Annotated in this window: 13 protein-coding genes; 4 read left to right on the top strand and 9 right to left on the bottom strand. The window is 50.1% G+C overall.

The features are described from left to right. Positions 1 to 32: 32 nt before the first annotated feature. Positions 33 to 2,912 (bottom strand): DUF748 domain-containing protein, encoded by a 2,880-nt coding sequence (locus EH243_RS17300; RefSeq protein ID WP_126159910.1) that lies wholly within the window; start codon positions 2,910 to 2,912, stop codon positions 33 to 35. Between the two features lie 425 nt (positions 2,913 to 3,337). Next, positions 3,338 to 4,009, bottom strand: a complete 672-nt coding sequence (rpiA, locus tag EH243_RS17295) for a ribose-5-phosphate isomerase RpiA (protein ID WP_126159909.1) — start codon at positions 4,007 to 4,009, stop codon at positions 3,338 to 3,340. Positions 4,010 to 4,165: 156 nt separating this feature from the next. Here rpiA and ilvA point away from each other — a divergent pair, with 156 nt between their 5' ends. Beyond that, positions 4,166 to 5,683, top strand: a complete 1,518-nt coding sequence (ilvA, locus tag EH243_RS17290; protein WP_126159908.1) for a threonine ammonia-lyase, biosynthetic — start codon at positions 4,166 to 4,168, stop codon at positions 5,681 to 5,683. Between the two features lie 35 nt (positions 5,684 to 5,718). On the opposite strand, the gene EH243_RS17285 is transcribed toward ilvA, so the two are convergent. The 4 genes from EH243_RS17285 to EH243_RS17270 all read right to left on the bottom strand — a co-directional run bounded on the left by EH243_RS17285 (position 5,719) and on the right by EH243_RS17270 (position 9,590). Then, positions 5,719 to 6,243, bottom strand: coding sequence for a hypothetical protein (locus tag EH243_RS17285; protein ID WP_126159907.1), 525 nt, complete (start codon positions 6,241 to 6,243; stop codon positions 5,719 to 5,721). Positions 6,244 to 6,385: 142 nt separating this feature from the next. After that, positions 6,386 to 7,783: a TRAP transporter large permease gene (locus EH243_RS17280; protein ID WP_126159906.1), complete on the bottom strand. Its 1,398-nt coding sequence runs from the start codon at positions 7,781 to 7,783 to the stop codon at positions 6,386 to 6,388. Beyond that, positions 7,780 to 8,367 (bottom strand): TRAP transporter small permease, encoded by a 588-nt coding sequence (locus tag EH243_RS17275; RefSeq protein ID WP_126159905.1) that lies wholly within the window; start codon positions 8,365 to 8,367, stop codon positions 7,780 to 7,782. The genes EH243_RS17280 and EH243_RS17275 overlap by 4 nt, the downstream gene beginning before the upstream one ends. A 239-nt stretch (positions 8,368 to 8,606) precedes the next feature. Continuing rightward, entirely contained in the window at positions 8,607 to 9,590 is a 984-nt protein-coding gene (locus EH243_RS17270; RefSeq protein WP_126159904.1) for a TRAP transporter substrate-binding protein, read from the bottom strand. A 378-nt stretch (positions 9,591 to 9,968) separates the two neighbouring features. Here EH243_RS17270 and EH243_RS17265 point away from each other — a divergent pair, with 378 nt between their 5' ends. Next, complete coding sequence (locus EH243_RS17265; protein ID WP_126159903.1) at positions 9,969 to 11,564, top strand: methyl-accepting chemotaxis protein; 1,596 nt, start codon at positions 9,969 to 9,971, stop codon at positions 11,562 to 11,564. A 61-nt stretch (positions 11,565 to 11,625) separates the two neighbouring features. Here the strand turns inward: EH243_RS17265 and EH243_RS17260 are convergent, their stop codons facing one another. Continuing rightward, entirely contained in the window at positions 11,626 to 12,999 is a 1,374-nt protein-coding gene (locus EH243_RS17260) for a sigma-54-dependent transcriptional regulator (protein WP_206441655.1), read from the bottom strand. A gap of 29 nt (positions 13,000 to 13,028) precedes the next feature. Then, on the bottom strand, positions 13,029 to 15,272 hold the full coding sequence (locus tag EH243_RS17255) for an ATP-binding protein (RefSeq protein WP_126159902.1): 2,244 nt from the start codon (positions 15,270 to 15,272) through the stop codon (positions 13,029 to 13,031). Positions 15,273 to 15,535: 263 nt separating this feature from the next. Here EH243_RS17255 and pyk point away from each other — a divergent pair, with 263 nt between their 5' ends. Both pyk and gshA read left to right on the top strand, forming a co-directional pair. Continuing rightward, positions 15,536 to 16,975, top strand: coding sequence for a pyruvate kinase (gene pyk, locus EH243_RS17250; RefSeq protein ID WP_126159901.1), 1,440 nt, complete (start codon positions 15,536 to 15,538; stop codon positions 16,973 to 16,975). A gap of 159 nt (positions 16,976 to 17,134) precedes the next feature. Beyond that, positions 17,135 to 18,700, top strand: coding sequence for a glutamate--cysteine ligase (gshA, locus tag EH243_RS17245; protein WP_126159900.1), 1,566 nt, complete (start codon positions 17,135 to 17,137; stop codon positions 18,698 to 18,700). 95 nt (positions 18,701 to 18,795) lie between these two features. On the opposite strand, the gene EH243_RS17240 is transcribed toward gshA, so the two are convergent. Beyond that, positions 18,796 to 19,194, bottom strand: coding sequence for a flagellar basal body-associated FliL family protein (locus EH243_RS17240; RefSeq protein ID WP_126159899.1), 399 nt, complete (start codon positions 19,192 to 19,194; stop codon positions 18,796 to 18,798). Between the last annotated feature and the right edge of the window lie 83 nt (positions 19,195 to 19,277).

Below are 19,277 nucleotides of genomic sequence, written 5' to 3'. Positions count from 1 at the left end.
GGCTTCTAAGCCAGCCGCCTTTAAGCGCGACCCTACAAACCTAGGGTCGCCGAAGGTTTCGCTTTAGGGTCATCCAATGAGGGGACGGGGAAGCAGCTAAAGATACGCTCTCCCGCTATCTTCGTGGTTAACTGCTGTTTAATTAAGTCAGCCCGCCGCTGTGCTAGATCAACCAACTGTTGTTGCTCCAGTGCTAGCAGCTCTTCGGCTGTAAATGGTTTTTTCCGCTCACTATTCTGCTCTTCCAATGCTGCGCGAATCAGCGTTAAATCTTGCTGCACCGCTTGGCCACAAATATTCAAACGCATCCCTTTACGCTCCGTCATCATCCCCTCAATCTTGGTCAGATAACCCTGCGCATAGTCATCTAACTCAGCACCACCGGGAGCGAAGACCACGGGGTCTAGATTAATAAAGTTACCTTCGCTCACCGCACCCGCCGCTAGACTGATTAACGTGCCATAAGGCTGTAACGACTTAAGCAGAATACTGAAGGCGGCTTTCTTGAGCCCCTTACCCGCCAACCGTGTAACAACGCTTTGCAAACCAAAGTCCGGGTCATCGAGCGAGCCACTAATAGGAATATCCAGATCGATATTGTCGTCACCATCCTGCAAAACCGAGATAGCCGTACCTAGCGGCATCGAGAGCTGTTTACTAAATTTAGCCATCTGCTGTTTATCAGCAGGCTCCACATCCAACCGATGAATCTTAATCTCGTTTTTACCGGTAATCTTGCCATCATCCAACTGGCCGGAACTGTTCAGTGCCATCTGGCCATTTTGTAAATAGTAGCCCGTATATCCGATGCTGTAAGGGCTTAAACGCGGCAGATCCAACTGCTTTAGTGCCCCTTCCCAGTTGGCGTTTGCACCACCGCCCGCCATATCGGTATCGCCGCTCAGATCAAAGGTGGTGAAATTATTAAATTTCAAACCTAGTTCAAACTGCGCCGGTGTCCGGCTGCCAGTATCTAACCCGAGCAGTTGCGCCTTAGCGATTAAGATTTCAGAAACAAACGGCGGTGTCGTGCTGTTATCCGTAAAGTTCACCTGACTCGCACCGCTGACCAGCAGCTTTTTCACCTGTACACGCAACCCAGCCTCATCGGAGGACGACGTATCAGCAGCGCCATTACTCTCAGCCGCAGGGGTGAGGCGACTCAGGCCCGTCTGCAGCCGGGTGACATTCACGGGCTGCTTCTGCGCACTCAACTGCTCTCGCACCTTAAGGTTCTGTAACTCAACCTGCGCAATAGTCAGTTGTTTGCCTAGGGCGAAGTCCACACCGCTGACATTCAAGTTAAGTTGCGCCAAGGTATCATCCGCCTGTGGCGAGACACTCAAGCCCGAGGTGTTCAACTTGCCTAGCGTTAATTTTTCCGGCAACGACAGACCAATATCGGTGAGTTGAGCCTGCGCCAGACTCACTAACATCTGATCACCTTGCAATGCTTTTACATCGACGCCACTCAGTGCTAATTGCCCCTTATCTCCCCGAATGGCCAATGGCTGTTGTTGCAATAACAGCGATAAAGCACCCTGCCAATCGATCGCATTCACCTGAGCTTGAAGTTGCTTTGGCACCTGATAGCGCAGTTTAGCCGCCGTGAGTTGTCCATCTAGATTGACCCGGTCGGCGCCTGCTGTATTGAAACTCACCGCACTACTACCCTGCCAACCAGCATCACTCAGCTGCACATTCATGCCATCGCCAGCCAGATCCAGCGCCGCCATCGTTAGATTACCGGTCACATCAAGATTCTCAAGACCCGTAGCGGCAAAACTCAGGTCGGTGTTGCCTTTCCAGCCTGCCTCACCCAGGTCGACTTGCATACCCTCCGCCGTCAGGCCTAATGCTGATAGCGTCAATTGCCCCGCCACACCGAGCTTATCGAGACTACTCGCGGCGAAGGAAAGATCCGTCTTGCCCTGCCAATCCGCCGCTGCCAAATTCACTTTTACTCCGTCAGTCTCCAGCCCTAAGGTCGACAGATTCAGCACACCATCAACCCCAACCGATTCCGGTTGCCCTGCATTCATCGTGAACGCGGTATCGCCCTTCCATGTAAGTGAACGCTGACTGACGGCTAAGCCTTCCTGCTCCCAGGCGAAATCATCCAGCTGAATATCACCGCTCTGGATAATACTAATCTGCTCACCCGCCACGATGGTTAACTTCAGGTCGGTTGATAGGGTCGCTTGTAATTCAGGCACAAAGGGCGCGGTAAAAGGGTGTAGCGGCAATCGTTCGAGCTTCAGATGCAACTCAGACCGTTTGGTCTTCGGCAGCGGCTGCCCCTCGGTATTCAGGTCAAATCCAGCATCATTAATCGCTCCCTGAATCGATAGATGCGTAATCGCATCCTCCTGCCAGGTATAAAAGGTATCTAAGGCCGCCTGATCGATGCGTAATCGGTGGTCACCCTCTTGCAGCTCTGAGCGCCAACTGAAGTCGGACACCCTCACCCGAGCCAAGCCAAACTGCCAAGCAGAGGGTTCGCTCTCAACCTCTTCAACCGCATCCTCAGCAGCGCTCGGTAACGCTACAGGGCCAAGGTAAAACTGCCGCGGTTCTGCTTCCGTCTGCTCATGAAGATACAGCGCCACCCCGTCAAGGGTTAGATCGCTGATCAAAATACGTTGTTCAAATAACGAGGGATAATCGATATCAACCTGCAACCGGTCAAGCCGTATCGCGGGCTGTTCTGGCGTCATCACCTCAACACCGGACAGCGTCACCCCACCGGTAAACCAGTTAATCGATAAACGATGAATCCGCGCTTCACTGGCTCCCTGATCCAACAGCCATTGAATGGCGAAATCTCTACCCACCTGAACCGCAGTGTGTAACAACAAAAAAACCACAAGGACAGCAATCACACTGCCACGTATAAAACCTTTTACACTCATAACCGGCCCATCTACTTGTCGAGGTTTACTCGTATGATATTAGCAGCTTATCTCGGGTTGAAGCGACATCCTTTAGCCCTAGACACAAACAACTTAATAGACCAAATTAAATTTCACTACCCTGTCAGAAACCTTGCTGGTAATATAACGGCCCGAATCGTTTAGATAAGATGTCTTAAGACGCACAGCAGTACGGTTCATAACAGCTTTATCAATAACAACGGGTGAATAATCATGGCAGAACATGACGAAAACTTCCGTGACAGCTCAAGTTCTATATGGTTTGTGATCAACATTTGCGCTTTGGCGTGGACCTGCATGCCAGCCATTATTGGCTGGGTAAGTGTGTTGTAACAGCACCATAAGCCGTTTCGGTTAGATATAAAAAAGGCCTTCATCTGAAGGCCTTTTTTATTGTTCGAGGATTAGTGTGTAATCGTTACCACACCATCGGTGGTCCCCATCAACACCACATCGGCACCCCGCCGGGCAAAGAGCCCATTGGTCACTACGCCAACGATATTATTAATCTCCGCTTCGAGTTCCGCAGGTTGTTCAATCTCAAGGCCGTGTAGATCGAGGATGATATTGCCATTATCAGTCACAAAGCCATCCCGATAAACCGGCATACAATCGAGTTGTACCAAGCGACGAGCCACCTGAGAACGCGCCATGGGAATCACTTCAATCGGCAGCGGGAAGGCCCCTAACAGATCGACCTTTTTGCTTTCATCGACGATACAGACAAATTCCTTTGCCACATCCGCGACGATTTTTTCCCGGGTCAGCGCACCGCCGCCCCCTTTGATCAGATTCAGGCGACCATCAAACTCATCCGCACCATCAACATACACCGCCATCTGATCAACGGAGTTCATATCATAAACGTCGATACCATGGCCCCGCAGACGTTCAGCGGTAGCTTCAGAACTCGCGACCGCCGCTTCAAACAGATGCTTAATTTTGGCCAGCTCATCGATAAAGAAATTAGCCGTAGAACCGGTGCCAACCCCAACGATAGAGTCACGACTCAATTTTGGCTGGATATAAGCAACCGCCGCTTGGGCAACTGCTAGCTTCATCTCATCCTGTGTCATATTGTGTGAAACCCCGCATAAATGTCGATAACTGGCAGTTATTATACGCAGATTAAGCGATATCTTATAGACGAAAACAGCCTCAAGGATTACCATTTAATGCTTTATTCACACTGCCGCCCTTGTCGGACCGCAACAACACATTGAAAGCATCCCATGGCACACCGATATATAAAGAAAATTCTTGATGCACGCGTCTATGATGCGGCTATCGAAACACCACTCGATGAGGCGACGAGCCTCAGCAAACGACTCGGCAATCGAGTACTGCTAAAACGAGAAGATCTACAACCGGTCTTTTCCTTCAAACTGCGAGGCGCTTACAACAAGATGTCCCAGCTGACGGAAGAAGAACGTCAGCGCGGCGTGATTGCCGCCTCAGCCGGTAACCATGCCCAAGGACTGGCCATGTCGGCTAAAATCCTCGGCGTGAAAGCCACCATCGTCATGCCCAAAACCACCCCTGACATCAAGGTTAACAGTGTCAAAGCGCGGGGCGGCAAGGTCATCCTGCACGGTGAAACCTTTGACGAAGCGTCAAAACACTCATTCAAACTGGTTGAAGAACAGGGTCTTACCTATGTTCACCCTTATGATGATGTGGATGTGATTGCCGGTCAGGGCACCATCGCCATGGAACTGCTGCGTCAAGAGAGCGGCCCAATCGATGCGGTATTCGTCCCCGTCGGTGGCGGCGGCCTGATTGCCGGTATTGCGGTATATATCAAATACCTACGCCCAGAAACGAAGGTCATCGGCGTCGAGTCTGAAGATTCCGCCTGCCTTAAAGCCGCACTCGAAGCTGGCGAACGGGTTATTCTGCCTCAAGTAGGCATCTTTGCAGACGGCGTTGCCGTGGCTCAGATCGGCGAAAACACCTTCGACCTATGTAAACAGTATGTCGATGAAGTGATCACCGTAAATACCGACGAGATCTGTGCGGCTATCAAAGATATCTTTGAAGATACTCGCTCCATCACCGAACCCGCCGGCGCACTGGCTGTTGCCGGTTTGAAAAAATATGTGGCTCGGGAATCCGCCAAAGACCAAACCCTGATCGCTATCGACAGTGGTGCTAACGTCAACTTTGACCGTTTACGCCATATCGCCGAGCGCTCAGAGTTAGGTGAAAACCGAGAAGCGATTATCGCGGTTAAAATTCCTGAAAAGCCGGGTAGCTTCAAAGAGTTCTGCGCCGCATTGGGCAAACGCAATATCACCGAATTCAACTACCGTTATGCTAATGATGACGATGCCCAAATCTTTGTGGGTGTACAGCTGCAGGCCGGCAATGATGCCCGCGCCGAGCTCCTCGGTGAGTTAAAGTCGGAAGCCTATAAGGTTATCGACTTGTCCGATAACGAGATGGCTAAACTCCATGTCCGTTATATGGTGGGTGGTCATGCGCCGGCATCGGTCACCAATGAGATTCTCTACCGGTTTGAGTTTCCAGAACGTCCTGGGGCACTGATGAAGTTCTTGAAAAAGCTAGGTGGCCGCTGGAACATCTCAATGTTCCATTACCGCAACCACGGGGCGGCTTATGGCCGAGTCTTAGTCGGTATGCAGGTGCCCGCGGATGAGCATCCGCAGGTGACTGAGTTTCTCGATGATATTGGCTACAGCTATTGGGAAGAGACCGAGAACCCAGCCTATAAGCTATTTCTTGGCTAAAACGCTGCGATCATCGTTCAATAAAAAAACGCACCTTAGGGTGCGTTTTTAAGTTCTGGCATTTCCGGTGAATATTCGAATGTCTCAGACATAAAGGCTTTCATCACAAACAACACAATCGACACACAACCCCAGCTTAAGCCTACGACTACACCTAGATCGACAATACCGCGCCAAGGCTGATCCAGCATATGAACCAACTGTATCAAGGTTAAAATACCTAGCAATAAACAGTAGGTAATAATCATACGCCGGCGGCGAATATCAAAGAATCCCATGCAGAACAGGGGCGCAAACACTAAACGGACGGGGGTGACGTTATCCCGTAGATAGAGTAACCGTGCCGCCACTCGGGGAGAATAGGCCCGCTGAAAACCTTTATATCCCTCAGCAAACCCCATAAAGAGAACACTGATCACCAACGCCGCCCAGTGATACCAGTTTAATGAGAATGCAAAGGTATCTAACCCTATCGTTCCGATTCGAACAATGGCATTACCAAAGATAAAGGTAATACCGACAATACCCCATACAACAGCAAGATAACCTAACACAAGCATACCATCAGCAATTTAGAAACAGGCTGGCGATTATAATAGATTCAAGGTTTTCTGACGATATAAAAAAACCGGCGCTTCATAACGAAGCACCGGCTCTGAATAATTACTCATTCGGTTAAACGAATGAACAACTCTTAATCGCTTAGTAACCCTTCAGGTGATCGATATATTCCGGCAGGAACAACGATATCTGCGGTATATAGGTAATCAGCATCAGGAACATCAACAGCAGACACAACCATGGCAAGCAGGCTTTAATCACCCAGATCATATTCTTGCCGGTGATACCCGCAGTCACAAATAGATTCAGCCCCACAGGCGGTGTCAGCATACCGATCTCCATATTCACCACCATAATAATACCCAGATGGATTGGATCGATACCTAGCTTCATCGCGATAGGAAACAGAATAGGCGCCATAATCAGCAGAATCGCCGACGGCTCCATAAAGTTACCCGCAATCAGCAGCAGAATATTTACCACAATCAGGAAGCCCCATGCAGGCAAGCCCCATTGAACGATGATTTCCGCTATATGGTGTGGAATCCGTTCGGTTGTCAGCACATGGGCGAACAGCATCGCATTGGCGATAATGAATAGCAGCATGAGAGAGACTTTAGACGCATCCAACAGCACCTTGCGTACTTCAGGGTGACGCGCCGACTTTGGAATCGCCCATAACATCTGCAACATATTACGAACGCTAGCAGCCAAAATAGACTCGCCGCTATTACGCCACGCAACACCTTTCATCGGCCCAATATCACGATAGCCAAGCACCGATACCAAATAGGCATACACCGCAGCAACAGCAGCCGCTTCGGTCGGACTCGCAATACCGCCATAGATAGAACCCAGCACGATGATGATCAACATCAACCCACCGAGGGCGATCAAGAATGATTTACCGAGCTTCATCACCCCAGGGAAGGGTTCTGCCGGTAACTTCATCACCCGAGCAGCGATATAGATAGCGATCATCAAGATGCCGCCCATCATCAGCCCTGGAATAAAGCCCGCCATAAACATCCGTGAAGCCGACACCTCTGTCGCCGCCGCATACACCAACATCACGATAGAAGGCGGAATCAGAATCCCCAGCGTACCGGCATTGGCGATAACGCCTGCCGCGAACGACTCGGGATATCCCGAACGCACCATACCGGCAATAACGATGGTACCGATCGCAGCAACCGTCGCGGGAGATGACCCAGAAACCGCCGCAAACAGCATACACGCCAGTACCGATGCCATCGCCAAACCTCCGCGAATATGTCCAACACTATCAACCGCAAAGTTGATCAGGCGTTTAGCCACGCCCCCCGTGGATAGAAACGCAGAGGAAAGAATAAAGAACGGAATCGCCAACAATGTGTAGTGCTCTGAGGTCGCTTCAAACAACTTCAGCGAAATCGAAGCCAAAGAATCGTTGGAGAACATCAGAATCGTGGCCACACTCGACAAACCAAGTGCAATGGCGATCGGCATGCCCATAAACATACAGGCAAACAAGATAATAAATAGCGCCGCAGTAGTCATGAGCGTCCCCCCTTATGACTCGCATCGGCATTATCCAACGCAACCTTCGATTCAAGCTCCTGAAGCTCTTTAGCAATAGCCATACTATCTTCCGCTTCATCACTGAAGTTAAAGCCATCGGCCTCTTTGGTGATCACCTTCCACCCCAGCTGTAAGAAACGCAGCATCAGCATCGCAAAACCGATCACCAGAATGCTCATCGCCAACCATTTAGGCACCGGCATATCTTCCAGCTCGATACCGATCATCTTCATCTTGCTGAGATAGATCCATGAGCCATAGAGAAACAGGCCACAATAAAGTAGACACAATGCGATCGCTAACAGTGTGAAAAAACGATGTGCTTTGGTGGGTAATAATTTAACAAACACATCGACCCCGATATGTGTTCCCACTTTTACACCATAAGAGGCGCCATAGAGCACAAACCAAGCCGCCATCAGCAGCGTCAGTTCCTGAGCCCAATGGATACCCATATTAAACCCGAAGCGCATCACCACTTCGACAAATACCAGCAGCGTCATCGCTACCAGCAGCAAGGAGAGAAAAGCCTCTTCCAGTTGCGTGACCAGATTACGAACCATAACGGCCCCCTTTAAAACAGCAAAACACATGAGTAATGAGCAACCGCTCCGCTGTTTTTTAGCAGTATGTGTGCGTCACAGGACAACCTTGCAGCCATTCAGCAAGACCTGCCGAGCCGACGTGACTCTCCTGTGTAACCCCACAAACAGTATTAAATCAATCGAAGGCTACAGCAGACAGGTATTGCCCGCCGTAGCATGAGAGTCTGACCTGCTATACAAAAGGTCAGCTAAGCCGATTACTGATTAGACGCTTCAGCGGCTTTGATCAGGTCAGCACCGATATCATCAGAGAACTCAGCCCATACAGGCTTCATCGCTGCCACCCACTGGGCGCGCTCTTCTGCTGTAATTTCAAGGATTTCAGAACGTTTAGAATCGATGATCGCCTGCTTGTCACCATTCGCTTTTTCAGCCGCAATGCTGTTACCAAAGGCAATTGACTCATCCAACGCTGCTTTCAATTCAGCACGCAGATCGTCATCTAAGCTATTCCAGAATTCAGCCGAGGTCACTACCATGTAATCTAACAAACCATGATTGGTTTCGGTGATGTATGGCTGTACTTCGTAGAATTTCTTCGAGTAGATGTTAGACCAGGTATTTTCCTGACCATCGATCGCCCGTGTTTGCAGCAGGGTAAAGACTTCAGAGAATGGCTTCTTCAGTGGTACAGCATTCACCGCTTCAAACTGCGCCTGCAGCACATCAGAGGTCATGATACGGAACTTCTTACCATCAACATCCGCCGGTACTTTAATCGGGTTACTGGCAGACAGTTGCTTCATACCGTTGTGTAGATAACCCAATCCCACCAAACCTTTAGACTCCAGTGATGTCAGCATATGTTGACCATCTGGGCCTTTTTGGAAACGTTCAACAGCTTCCATATCCTTAAACAGGAACGGCAGATCGAACAGCTGTAAGCTTTTGGTGTATTTCTGGAATTTAGACAGCGCTGGCGCAGCCATCTGCACATCACCTAGCAGCATCGCTTCGAGGACTTTATTGTCACCAAACAGCTGTGAACTTGGGAAGACGTTAACTTCAACCTTACCGGCTAAGCGTTCAGCAACCAGTTCAGCAAACTTATTGGCCATCTGACCTTTCGGGGTATTTTCAGCGACGACGTGTGAGAATTTAATTTCAATCGGTGCAGCCATGACAGATGTTGCACCAAAAGTCAGAGCCATTGCCGTAACGGCAGCAGATAAAAGACGCATATTGCTTCTCCAGTTTTGTAATTATTCAGGCGCTTTTTTCGGGTCTAACAGCAGAACCCACGCACAGTTATTAACTCAGACTAGTAAAAGCAAGGAACAGGCCAATCAATTAAAAACAGCGTTATTAATTTTAATTTACATATAAATCAGCATATTAAGAAACATCGCATCAAGATGAAAAATAACGACCCATCCAACTAATGGGTGGAATTCCACCCGTCGACGCAACCGAAAAGGAGGGATTTCCACACATTCAATCGACGTCCCATACCCTCGGCGGGCAGATTATTACTCAAAATGCTGACATAGGCAGTCGCCCCTCTCATCACAGCAAGGTATATTAGAGGCAAATTAGAAACGGTATTCGGATAATAAAACATGGCGATTCAAACAAAAGTAAACCTCAGCCTAGCATTCGTTTTTTTAATCGTTCTTATCTCATCAGTCTCAGTCATCTATCGAAGTGAAACCATCCTCTCTTCTGAGATCGCGTTACAAAACACACAAAATACCGCTGATGCCTATTTCGACAGTATCAACATCATGATGCTGAGCGGCGCCATGGCTAACCGACAAACGCTACAGTCGAAAATCCTTAGCAACCCCGATCTAACCGAAGCCCGCATCATTCGCGGTGAGCCGGTGGCTTCCATGTATGGCGAGGGCACCCCCGATTCACATATTCAAGACGATCTCGATAAACGGGCGATGAGTGGCGAATTAATTACCGTGGAACTCGATGACGAAGAGGGCCACCGCATGACCGTGGTTCGCCCGATGCGGGCTAGCTCGAACTATAAAGGCACAAACTGCCTAACCTGCCACCCCGTTGAAGAGGGCACCATCCTCGGTGCGGTGCGAGTCACTTACACGTTCGATAAAATTGACCAGCACATTCTCACCAATATTCGTAACATCGCGCTGGTTGAACTCGGTCTCTTTATTGCGGCACTATTCCTCGTGGGCTGGATGATTCATCGTATCGTGCTGCAACCGATCAATAAGATGAACCAGACCATCCGTAATATCGAACAAAATGCCGATCTCACTCAGCAATTGAAGATCGAATCGAATGACGAGATCGGTCAGATGTCGGCCTCCTTCAATAGTATGTTGCGCACCTTCCATGACAGCATTAAACATGTGGTGCACTCAATCGATATGCTCGGACAGTGCAGCCAACAGATTAGCGATGTCACCGATCTTGCGAACTCCGGCACCGCCAAACAGATTAGCCGGGCCGAAGCCGTCACTACCGCCATGATCGCTATGGATGGTGCCACACAGAATGTTGCCGCCACCGCCGATGTCACCACCAAAGCATCAGATAAAGCGCTGCAAGAAACACGTAACGGCGTGGAGATTACCGCGGGCACTGTGAAAAAGATTGAAGCCTTACAGCAGCAGATTCAACACGCCACCGATGTCATCGTTCAGCTCGAACAGCAAAGCTATAACATTGATGCGGTGTTGAGCGTGATTCAAGACATTGCCGAACAAACCAATCTGCTAGCACTCAACGCCGCCATTGAAGCCGCCCGCGCCGGTGAACAGGGCCGAGGGTTCGCCGTTGTCGCAGACGAGGTTCGCACCCTATCACTGCGCACCCAGAATGCGACGGTGGAAATCAACGAGATTATCGGGGCGTTACAACAGAATGCTAAAGGGGCGGCTCAGGTGATGGGCCAAGCCAGTAGCGAAACAGAATCGAATGTTAAAGAGATACAGGAAACCTCAAAGGTTCTGTTTAATATTCAGAAAGAGATGGAAGCCATCGCCGAAACGAACCACAGCATCTCCCAGTCGGTGAAACAGAGTGGTGTCGCCACACTGGAGATCGAAGGGGCCGTCAATGAGATCAACAACGGCAGCGAGCAGGCTAAAGATCGAGTTGTACGCCTAGCCGAGATTTCAACACAGATAAGTAAACTGGCTGACGAACTGGAAAAACGCGCTCAACAGTTCAAACTCTAACCCGCTTTAAACGTCAACAGCGGCCTACAGGGCCGCCGTTTTCGTTTGCAAGCAGACGTCTTTATTTAAAATCATCCTTGCTCAAATCATACTTTTTCATTTTGTCGTATAAGGTTTTACGTGGCAGGCCTAGCTTATCCTGTGTCAGCTTGAGCGAGCCATTATTACGCGACAGCTCCTCTTGCAGCACCAGCTTTTCAAACCGCTCAACCTGCTCGGGCAGCGTCATCTGCTTAGCCGCCATCCGCTCGCCAGCATCACCCACGGCAAAGTTATACGCAGGCCCCAGTAACACATAACGCTCAGCAATATTACGTAACTCTCGCACATTGCCCGGCCAATGATGGGCCACCAGCGCACTGAGTTTTTCAACACTCAACTGTGGCACTTCCTTTTGATACTGCACCGATGCGATCAGGGCAAAATGCTGGAACAGCATCGGAATATCCTCCCGCCGCTCCCGCAACGGAGGGATTTCTAGGCTAACGACATTCAGCCGATAGTAGAGATCCGCCCGATAACCCCCCTGCTCACTCAAGGTTTTCAGATCGACCTTAGTGGCGGCAACTACCCGAATATCCAGTGGAATCAGTTCATTAGAGCCGAGCCGCTCTATATGTCGCTCTTCTAACACCCGCAACAACTTAACCTGCAACGACAGCGGCATGCTCTCAATCTCATCGAGAAACAGCGTGCCGCCATTCGCGTGTTCGAACTTACCGATACGGCGACTCTTCGCATCGGTAAAGGCGCCCTTCTCATGGCCGAACAGCTCACTCTCAATCAGGTGTTCAGGTACCGCACCGCAGTTGATGGCAACAAAGTTTTTATCCCGGCGATTACTGTGCTCATGGATATAGCGGGCGACCAGATCTTTACCCGAGCCGGTTTCAGCCTGAATCAAAATATCGGCAGGGGTATCGGCAATATGTTGGATCATCGAACGCAACTGCTGAATACCGGGCGAGTGACCAATAATCCGTGGGCCGATACCGCCCTGCTGTTCCAGCGCCTTACGCAGCACTCGATTTTCTAGCGTCAAACGACGCTTCTCCGCCGCACGACGCACCACATCATTCAATAATTCAGACGAAAAAGGTTTTTCAATAAAATCATAGGCGCCGTCACGCATCGCGCTCACCGCCATCGAAATATCCCCATGCCCGGTGATCAGAATAACCGGCAGGTCTGCATCGATGCTCATGATTCGCTGCATCAATTCCAACCCATCGATTCCCGGCATATTGATATCACTCACCACCACCCCAGGCCAATCCCGATCCAACAGGGTTAACGCCTTTTCGGCGCCATCCGCGGTGACCACATCATAGCCCGCTAATTCTAACGTCTGACCAGCCGCTAGCCGGATATGCTTCTCATCATCCACCAGTAAAATTTGGTGAGGTTGCTGCAGCTCAACGGGATTCGCATTCATCGGCGGTTCGTTTTCCTGTCTAATTTTAATTATTCTAACCCGACTATCGAGTCAGACGCATCCGCTGCCGGCAGATTAATGGTAAACACAGCACCGCCGAAGGGGTGGTTACTGACACTCAACTGCCCATCCATAGACTCAATAATACGATGAGAGATCGACAACCCTAAGCCAAGCCCCTGTCCCGCTTTCTTCGTGGTATAAAAGGGTTCGAACACCTTACCCAGCTCGGACGCGGGAATACCCGGGCCGTGATCTCTAAAGGAGATCAATAAACGCCCACCCTGTCGTTCAACACCGATCTCAATCCATTTTTCAGCCACGCCCTCCATCGCCTGCAGTGCATTACTGATAAGATTCACCACCACCTGTTCAAGCCGCAGCATATCCCCCAATACAAACTGCTGATCGAGGTGTTCGGGCCATTCAATCTTGACATTGGCTTTATCCAATCGGCCATACATGATCGACATCGCCCCATCACGCACCGCCTTCAGGCTGATCATCATCTGCTGGCCGGTGGTTTTACGGGAGAACTCTTTTAATGGCGCGATGATTTTCGCCATCCGCTCCGTCAAGCCGCCGATCTCCTGAAGGTTGCTCGTCACGGGGTCCGTTTTGCCCAGCTTTAAAAATGACAGTGCATTATCGGCATAGCTGCGAATCGCGGTCAGCGGCTGATTGAGCTCGTGATTGATCCCCGCAGACATCTGCCCCAGCACCGCCAGCTTAGCGGTTTGAATCAACTCATCTTGGGTATTTTTATGCTCTTCTACTTCCTGCAGCAGACGCGCATTTGCCCGCGTCAGATCCTGAGTCCGCTCATCAACCCGCTGCTCTAGTTGATCCCGCGCTTCACGCAACTGCTCTTCGTTCTCTTTCCGTTCGGTAATATCGTGAATCGTCACCACAAACCGACTGGCACTGTTATCCGCCATACGGCCAATAATCAACTCCACAGGGAAGGGCGAGCCATCGGCCCTGACGCAAGCCACCTCAACCATTAGTTCTGCCGACTCGTCATCATCACGTTGCTGCGAGATATGCCGCCAACACACGGCCCGATCGGGCTGGCTAATCAGTTTGCTAAAATACTCGCCGGTGATCCTATCGGAGCTGTAGCCAAACAATTTTTCCGCGGTGGGGTTAAATGATTCAATCACCCCGTGGATATCCAGCGTGATCAACCCCGCATGGGTATTATCGATAATCGCCCGAATCCGCGCCTCACTCCTCTCCAACGCAAGCGTCTGCTGCCGTTTAAAACGGGCGCGTTCCAACGAAATACGCCGCCGCGCCAACAGTAATAGCACCAAAAAGACTAACGCACTGTAAACAAAACCGGTGAGTAAAACATTATTCAACACCCGCCGATCGACCGGTTTCAGATCCGCTAAAATGGATACATTAAAGCCCGCATCCTCGACGGTGCGGGTCTGCTGCAAATATTGGCGGGTCTCGATGCCATCTAAAGCAGGATTATCAATCCGATCCCCCTCGATCAGTGTCACCACCTCACTCTCACCCAAGGCTTTTCGCTCAACAATGGGCAGCGATGTTAATTCATGGTTGCCGTATCTCAAGCTGGCGACAATCCGCTGTAAGTCCTGCGGCTGTAGGGGTTTCAGCGTCCGAAACTTCCACTCCGCTCGGGTACTGATAAAAATAACGCCATCTTCATCGGTCACCACGATATCGGTCATCGGGTCACTCCACTCGGTCTCAATATCATTGAGATCGATCTTCACCACAATCACCCCTAACACCGTGCCTCTATATTCAACGGGATAGGAAAAAAAGTAACCCCGCTTTTTCGAGGTGGTGCCCAATGCAAAATACCGCCCCGCTCGCCCCGCCATCGCATCTCGAAAATAAGGCCGAAAAGAGAAGTTACGCCCCACAAAGGTATGCGCTTTCTGCCAATTGCTGGACGCTAGGGTTGTGCCGTTGGTATCCATCAGATAGGTATCCGAGGCGCCCACGGTATCGTTGACCTTTTGTAGATAGAGGTTCGCTCGGTAAACGCCTTCATTGCCATCCAGCAGCAACAGGTTCACCAACTCGGAATGAGATGACAGCAGTTTGGGTAGATCTTTATACCGATCAAGCTCCTGCTGCAGGCTCAAAATATAACGATTCAGGCCCGCCGATGCGCTCTGTTGCAGATCATCGGTGGCTCGACTGTGGCTTACTAAGATCGTCTCAAAGATGACCACCACAAACAAAGTGACCAATGACAGCAGTAATAGGGGACGTAACCGGATTTTAATCACCAAAACTCCTGTAAATAAGCTACAAAATATTCATTTAAACTAACAAAAAAAGCTAAAAAGCATTAGAATACGACCAAACAAAACATATTTTGTAATATATTTACAAGATACTGTTTAGCCAACGAGGGAAGATAAAGCCCTCCATCAACAAACATGCACAACCCGATGGCTTGAAATACTATTGCCAGCCGCTTATCTTGCAATAGATAACACAGCTTAAAGTTTAACAGGTAAACCCATACCGTCTACCGGATATCTAAATCATGCTAAAACGCACCAAAATTGTTGCCACACTCGGCCCTGCAACGGATAAACCAGGCATCCTTGACCAAATGATCCGTGCCGGCGTCAATGTGGTACGACTCAATTTTTCCCACGGCAGCGCCGATGACCACCGTCGTCGGGCCCGTGAAGTCCGCGAAATATCCAGCAAGCTGTCCATTCCTGTCGCTATCCTTGGCGATCTGCAAGGCCCTAAGATTCGTATCGCCCGTTTTAAAGATGATATGAAGATTAAGCTAGCGGTAGGCGATCACTTCGCCCTCGACTCATCCCTAGATACCTATGCCGGCGACCAAACGCAGGTCGGTATCGATTATAAAGCTCTCCCGAGAGATAGCCGCCCCGGCGACATCCTGTTACTAGACGATGGCCGAGTACAGTTTAAAGTCATCGACGTGCAAGGCAGCCGTATCAACTGCGAAGTGATTATCGGCGGCCCGCTATCCAACAACAAAGGGATCAACCGTCAGGGTGGCGGCCTCTCCGCAGCGGCATTAACCGAGAAAGATAAACGGGATATTTTAGTTGCCGCTGAGATCGATATGGATTACGTCGCCGTATCCTTCCCCCGCAGTTCAAGCGATCTCCATGAAGCCCGCCAGTTGCTCGATGCCGCCGGCAGCAATGCTGAAATCATTGCCAAAGTAGAACGGGCCGAAACCGTCAGCTCTACCGAAGCACTCGACGATATTATTCTGGCCTGCGATGGCGTCATGGTCGCCCGAGGTGATCTGGGGGTTGAGATTGGCGATGCCGAACTGATCGGCGTACAAAAACACCTGATCAACCGTGCCCGCGAACTCAACCGCGTAGTGATCACCGCGACGCAGATGATGGAGACCATGATTCAGAATCCGATGCCAACCCGGGCAGAGGTATTCGACGTGGCCAACGCCATCTTAGATGGTACCGATGCGGTGATGCTCTCAGCTGAAACAGCCGCTGGGGATTACCCCGTTGAAGTCGTACAGGCGATGACTAAAATTTGCCAAGGCGCCGAAAAACACCAGCTTTCCCGCCCAGCGCCTACCGGCATATCGCAACGCTGTGAGCATTTCGATGAAACCATCGCCCGCTCGGCCATGTATACCGCGAATCACCTCGTTGGCGTTAAGGCGATTGTCTGTCTGACCGAATCTGGCTCGACGCCACGCTGGATGTCTCGTATCCGCTCGGGTGTTCCGATCTATGCCCTAACCCGCAATGAACGCTCCATGCGCCGCATGACCCTGTTCCGCGGTGTCCACCCAATGCTGTTCGATGCCACAGGAATCGATAACAGCGATCTTAACCATCAGGTACTAGAGACCCTCAAAGCGCAAAACTTGTTAGAGAGTGGCGACTTGATTCTACTCACTCGAGGAGCCGTGATCGGCAGTGGTAGCGGGACAAACTCTATGCAGGTTTTACAGGTGCCATAAGGCCCTCAAACTCGCTCAAAAAGCACCATCCGAACGGCCCGCTAAGTCATATTAGCGGGCCTTTTTTATGGCCTTAAATCTCCGCCTTTTTTACAGGGTTATGTTTCGCGCATGCTGCGCTATAATAGCGCTCTTTTTTCCGCTAAAAGGTAGCCGGTTGTGTCAAAAGCACTGGAACAGAATCTGCAATTAATTATAGAAAAGGGTCAGATTCTGGCACTTGACGGCATTCTTCATGGTATCGAGAAGGAAGGCCTACGGGCTGATGCCCATGGATCAATTAGCCAAACAGGCCATCCGGCTTCGCTTGGCGCCGCCCTGACCCATAGCCATATCACCACCGATTACTCGGAGGCATTACTCGAATTCATCACCCCGGCGTTTCCAAAATCCGCCGAAGCCCTGGAGTTCTTACAGCAGCTACACGCTTATGCCTATCAGCACCTTGGCGATGAAGAGTTGTGGAATGCCAGCATGCCCTGCCACATCGACAACGAAGAGGCGATTCAAATTGCCCGTTTCGGTAGCTCCAATGTCGGCCGCCTAAAGTATATTTATCGGGTTGGCCTAGAGCATCGCTATGGCAAGATGATGCAAACGATTGCGGGCATCCATTACAACTTTTCACTGCCTGAATCACTCTGGCCCGTGCTACGTGAACTTCAGGGCAGCCAGAAAAGCTTGCAAGCCTTTCGCTCATCCGGCTATTTCAAACTGATCCGCAACTTCCGCCGCTCATCGTGGTTATTGCTATATCTGTTTGGCGCATCGCCGGCGCTGTCTGCCAGCTTTATGCGCGGCCGCAAACATGACCTTGAACAGTGGGACGAAGAAACCCTCTACCGCCCCTACGCCACCTCTCTGCGTATGAGCGACCTCGGCTATTCAAACAAAGCACAGTCTGCCCTCAGCATCTGTTTTAACCACCTTGATAGCTATATTCACAGCTTAACCGAAGCCATTAATACAACTTACCCACCGTATGAAAAGATCGGGGTAAAAACCGAGCAAGGCTACAATCAGCTGAACAATAATGTTCTGCAGATCGAAAATGAATATTACAGCGATATTCGACCAAAACGGGTAGCGCTATCCGGCGAAAAACCGGTGCATGCCCTCTTAGAGCGTGGCGTTGAATATATCGAAGTACGTAACACCGATATCAACCCACTGCTCCCTGTCGGTATCGACCAGCAACAGGCCGACTTCCTCGACGCCTTCCTCGTCACCTGTCTACTCTCTGATCCTAGCGATGTCGACAACCATGAATGCGAGCTGATTAACCAGAACAACAATTTAGTGGTTAATCAAGGCAGAGCACCGGGCTTAATGCTGACTAAGGATAATCAACCCATCTCAGTACCGGAATGGGGTTCGCAGATTCTGAGCGATATTCGTAAAACTGCAGCCGTACTCGATCAGGTAAGCGGTGATAGCCGCTACTCCGATGCGGTCAATGCTCAGCAAGCTAAACTCGATGATCCAGCCCTGACACCATCGGCACAGATTCTCGAACAGATGAAGTCTTCAGGCCTGAGCTATGAAGCCTTTATTCTGCAACAGAGCCGCCAACATCGGGAAACGATTACCCGCACAGGACTCGATGCTGAGCAACAACAGTATCTTGATAATCTTGGGCTCAGCTCTATCGCCGAGCAACAACAAATCGAGATGAGCGATACCATCGACTTCGACACCTATTTAGCGAACTACCTCGCACAGTAATCCGGATGTCGATTTAAGCATAAAAAAAGCCCTGCATTCTCAGCAGGGCTTTTTTATGAGATGAACAAGCTGCTCAATCGCTTTAGACCAGCGCGCTACTGCAACACAAAGCTGGTAAAGAATAGGTCGGCCACATAGGCTTCGCCCTCCTCAGCTAACAAAACCTGCTGCACCTTTTCTAACGCTTCCTGAGCCAGAATATGCTGCTTATCAACCGTTTTTAATTGGTCTTCCTCTTTCGAACTTAACAGCATCAAAATTTCGTGACGAATCTCAGCTTTATGGTAATTGACCGCATGGTGAGCTGCAGCGCTGGTCACCTGGATCGTAATCTCACACTTCAAAAACCGCAGAATCCCCGGACTAACAAAGTTAGCCACGAAGGGCTTCAGCTCAATATAGTTAACGTAATCCTCTGCTGATGGTTCATCAGCCGCCCAAACAGGCTGCAACATTGCGCCTAAAAACAGTACCAATAAAAAACGTTTCAGCATGTTTAAGTTTCCCTATCTGATATCAGAGAACAACTCTGACCTGAAAACAATGAAATAAATAAAAACATAATGTTAACCCACAA

It is taken from the genome of Amphritea opalescens (assembly GCF_003957515.1).
GTDB lineage: Bacteria > Pseudomonadota > Gammaproteobacteria > Pseudomonadales > Balneatricaceae > Amphritea > Amphritea opalescens.
Note: the sequence above shows the minus strand (reverse complement) of the source record. Positions and strands in the feature narration are given on the sequence as shown.

Coding starts and splice junctions, on each gene's coding strand:
- EH243_RS17300 (WP_126159910.1), bottom strand. CDS start 2,912: ATGAGTGTAAAAGGTTTTATACGTGGCAGTGTGATTGCTGTCCTTGTG.
- rpiA (WP_126159909.1), bottom strand. CDS start 4,009: ATGACACAGGATGAGATGAAGCTAGCAGTTGCCCAAGCGGCGGTTGCT.
- ilvA (WP_126159908.1), top strand. CDS start 4,166: ATGGCACACCGATATATAAAGAAAATTCTTGATGCACGCGTCTATGAT.
- EH243_RS17285 (WP_126159907.1), bottom strand. CDS start 6,243: ATGCTTGTGTTAGGTTATCTTGCTGTTGTATGGGGTATTGTCGGTATT.
- EH243_RS17280 (WP_126159906.1), bottom strand. CDS start 7,783: ATGACTACTGCGGCGCTATTTATTATCTTGTTTGCCTGTATGTTTATG.
- EH243_RS17275 (WP_126159905.1), bottom strand. CDS start 8,367: ATGGTTCGTAATCTGGTCACGCAACTGGAAGAGGCTTTTCTCTCCTTG.
- EH243_RS17270 (WP_126159904.1), bottom strand. CDS start 9,590: ATGCGTCTTTTATCTGCTGCCGTTACGGCAATGGCTCTGACTTTTGGT.
- EH243_RS17265 (WP_126159903.1), top strand. CDS start 9,969: ATGGCGATTCAAACAAAAGTAAACCTCAGCCTAGCATTCGTTTTTTTA.
- EH243_RS17260 (WP_206441655.1), bottom strand. CDS start 12,999: ATGAATGCGAATCCCGTTGAGCTGCAGCAACCTCACCAAATTTTACTG.
- pyk (WP_126159901.1), top strand. CDS start 15,536: ATGCTAAAACGCACCAAAATTGTTGCCACACTCGGCCCTGCAACGGAT.
- EH243_RS17240 (WP_126159899.1), bottom strand. CDS start 19,194: ATGCTGAAACGTTTTTTATTGGTACTGTTTTTAGGCGCAATGTTGCAG.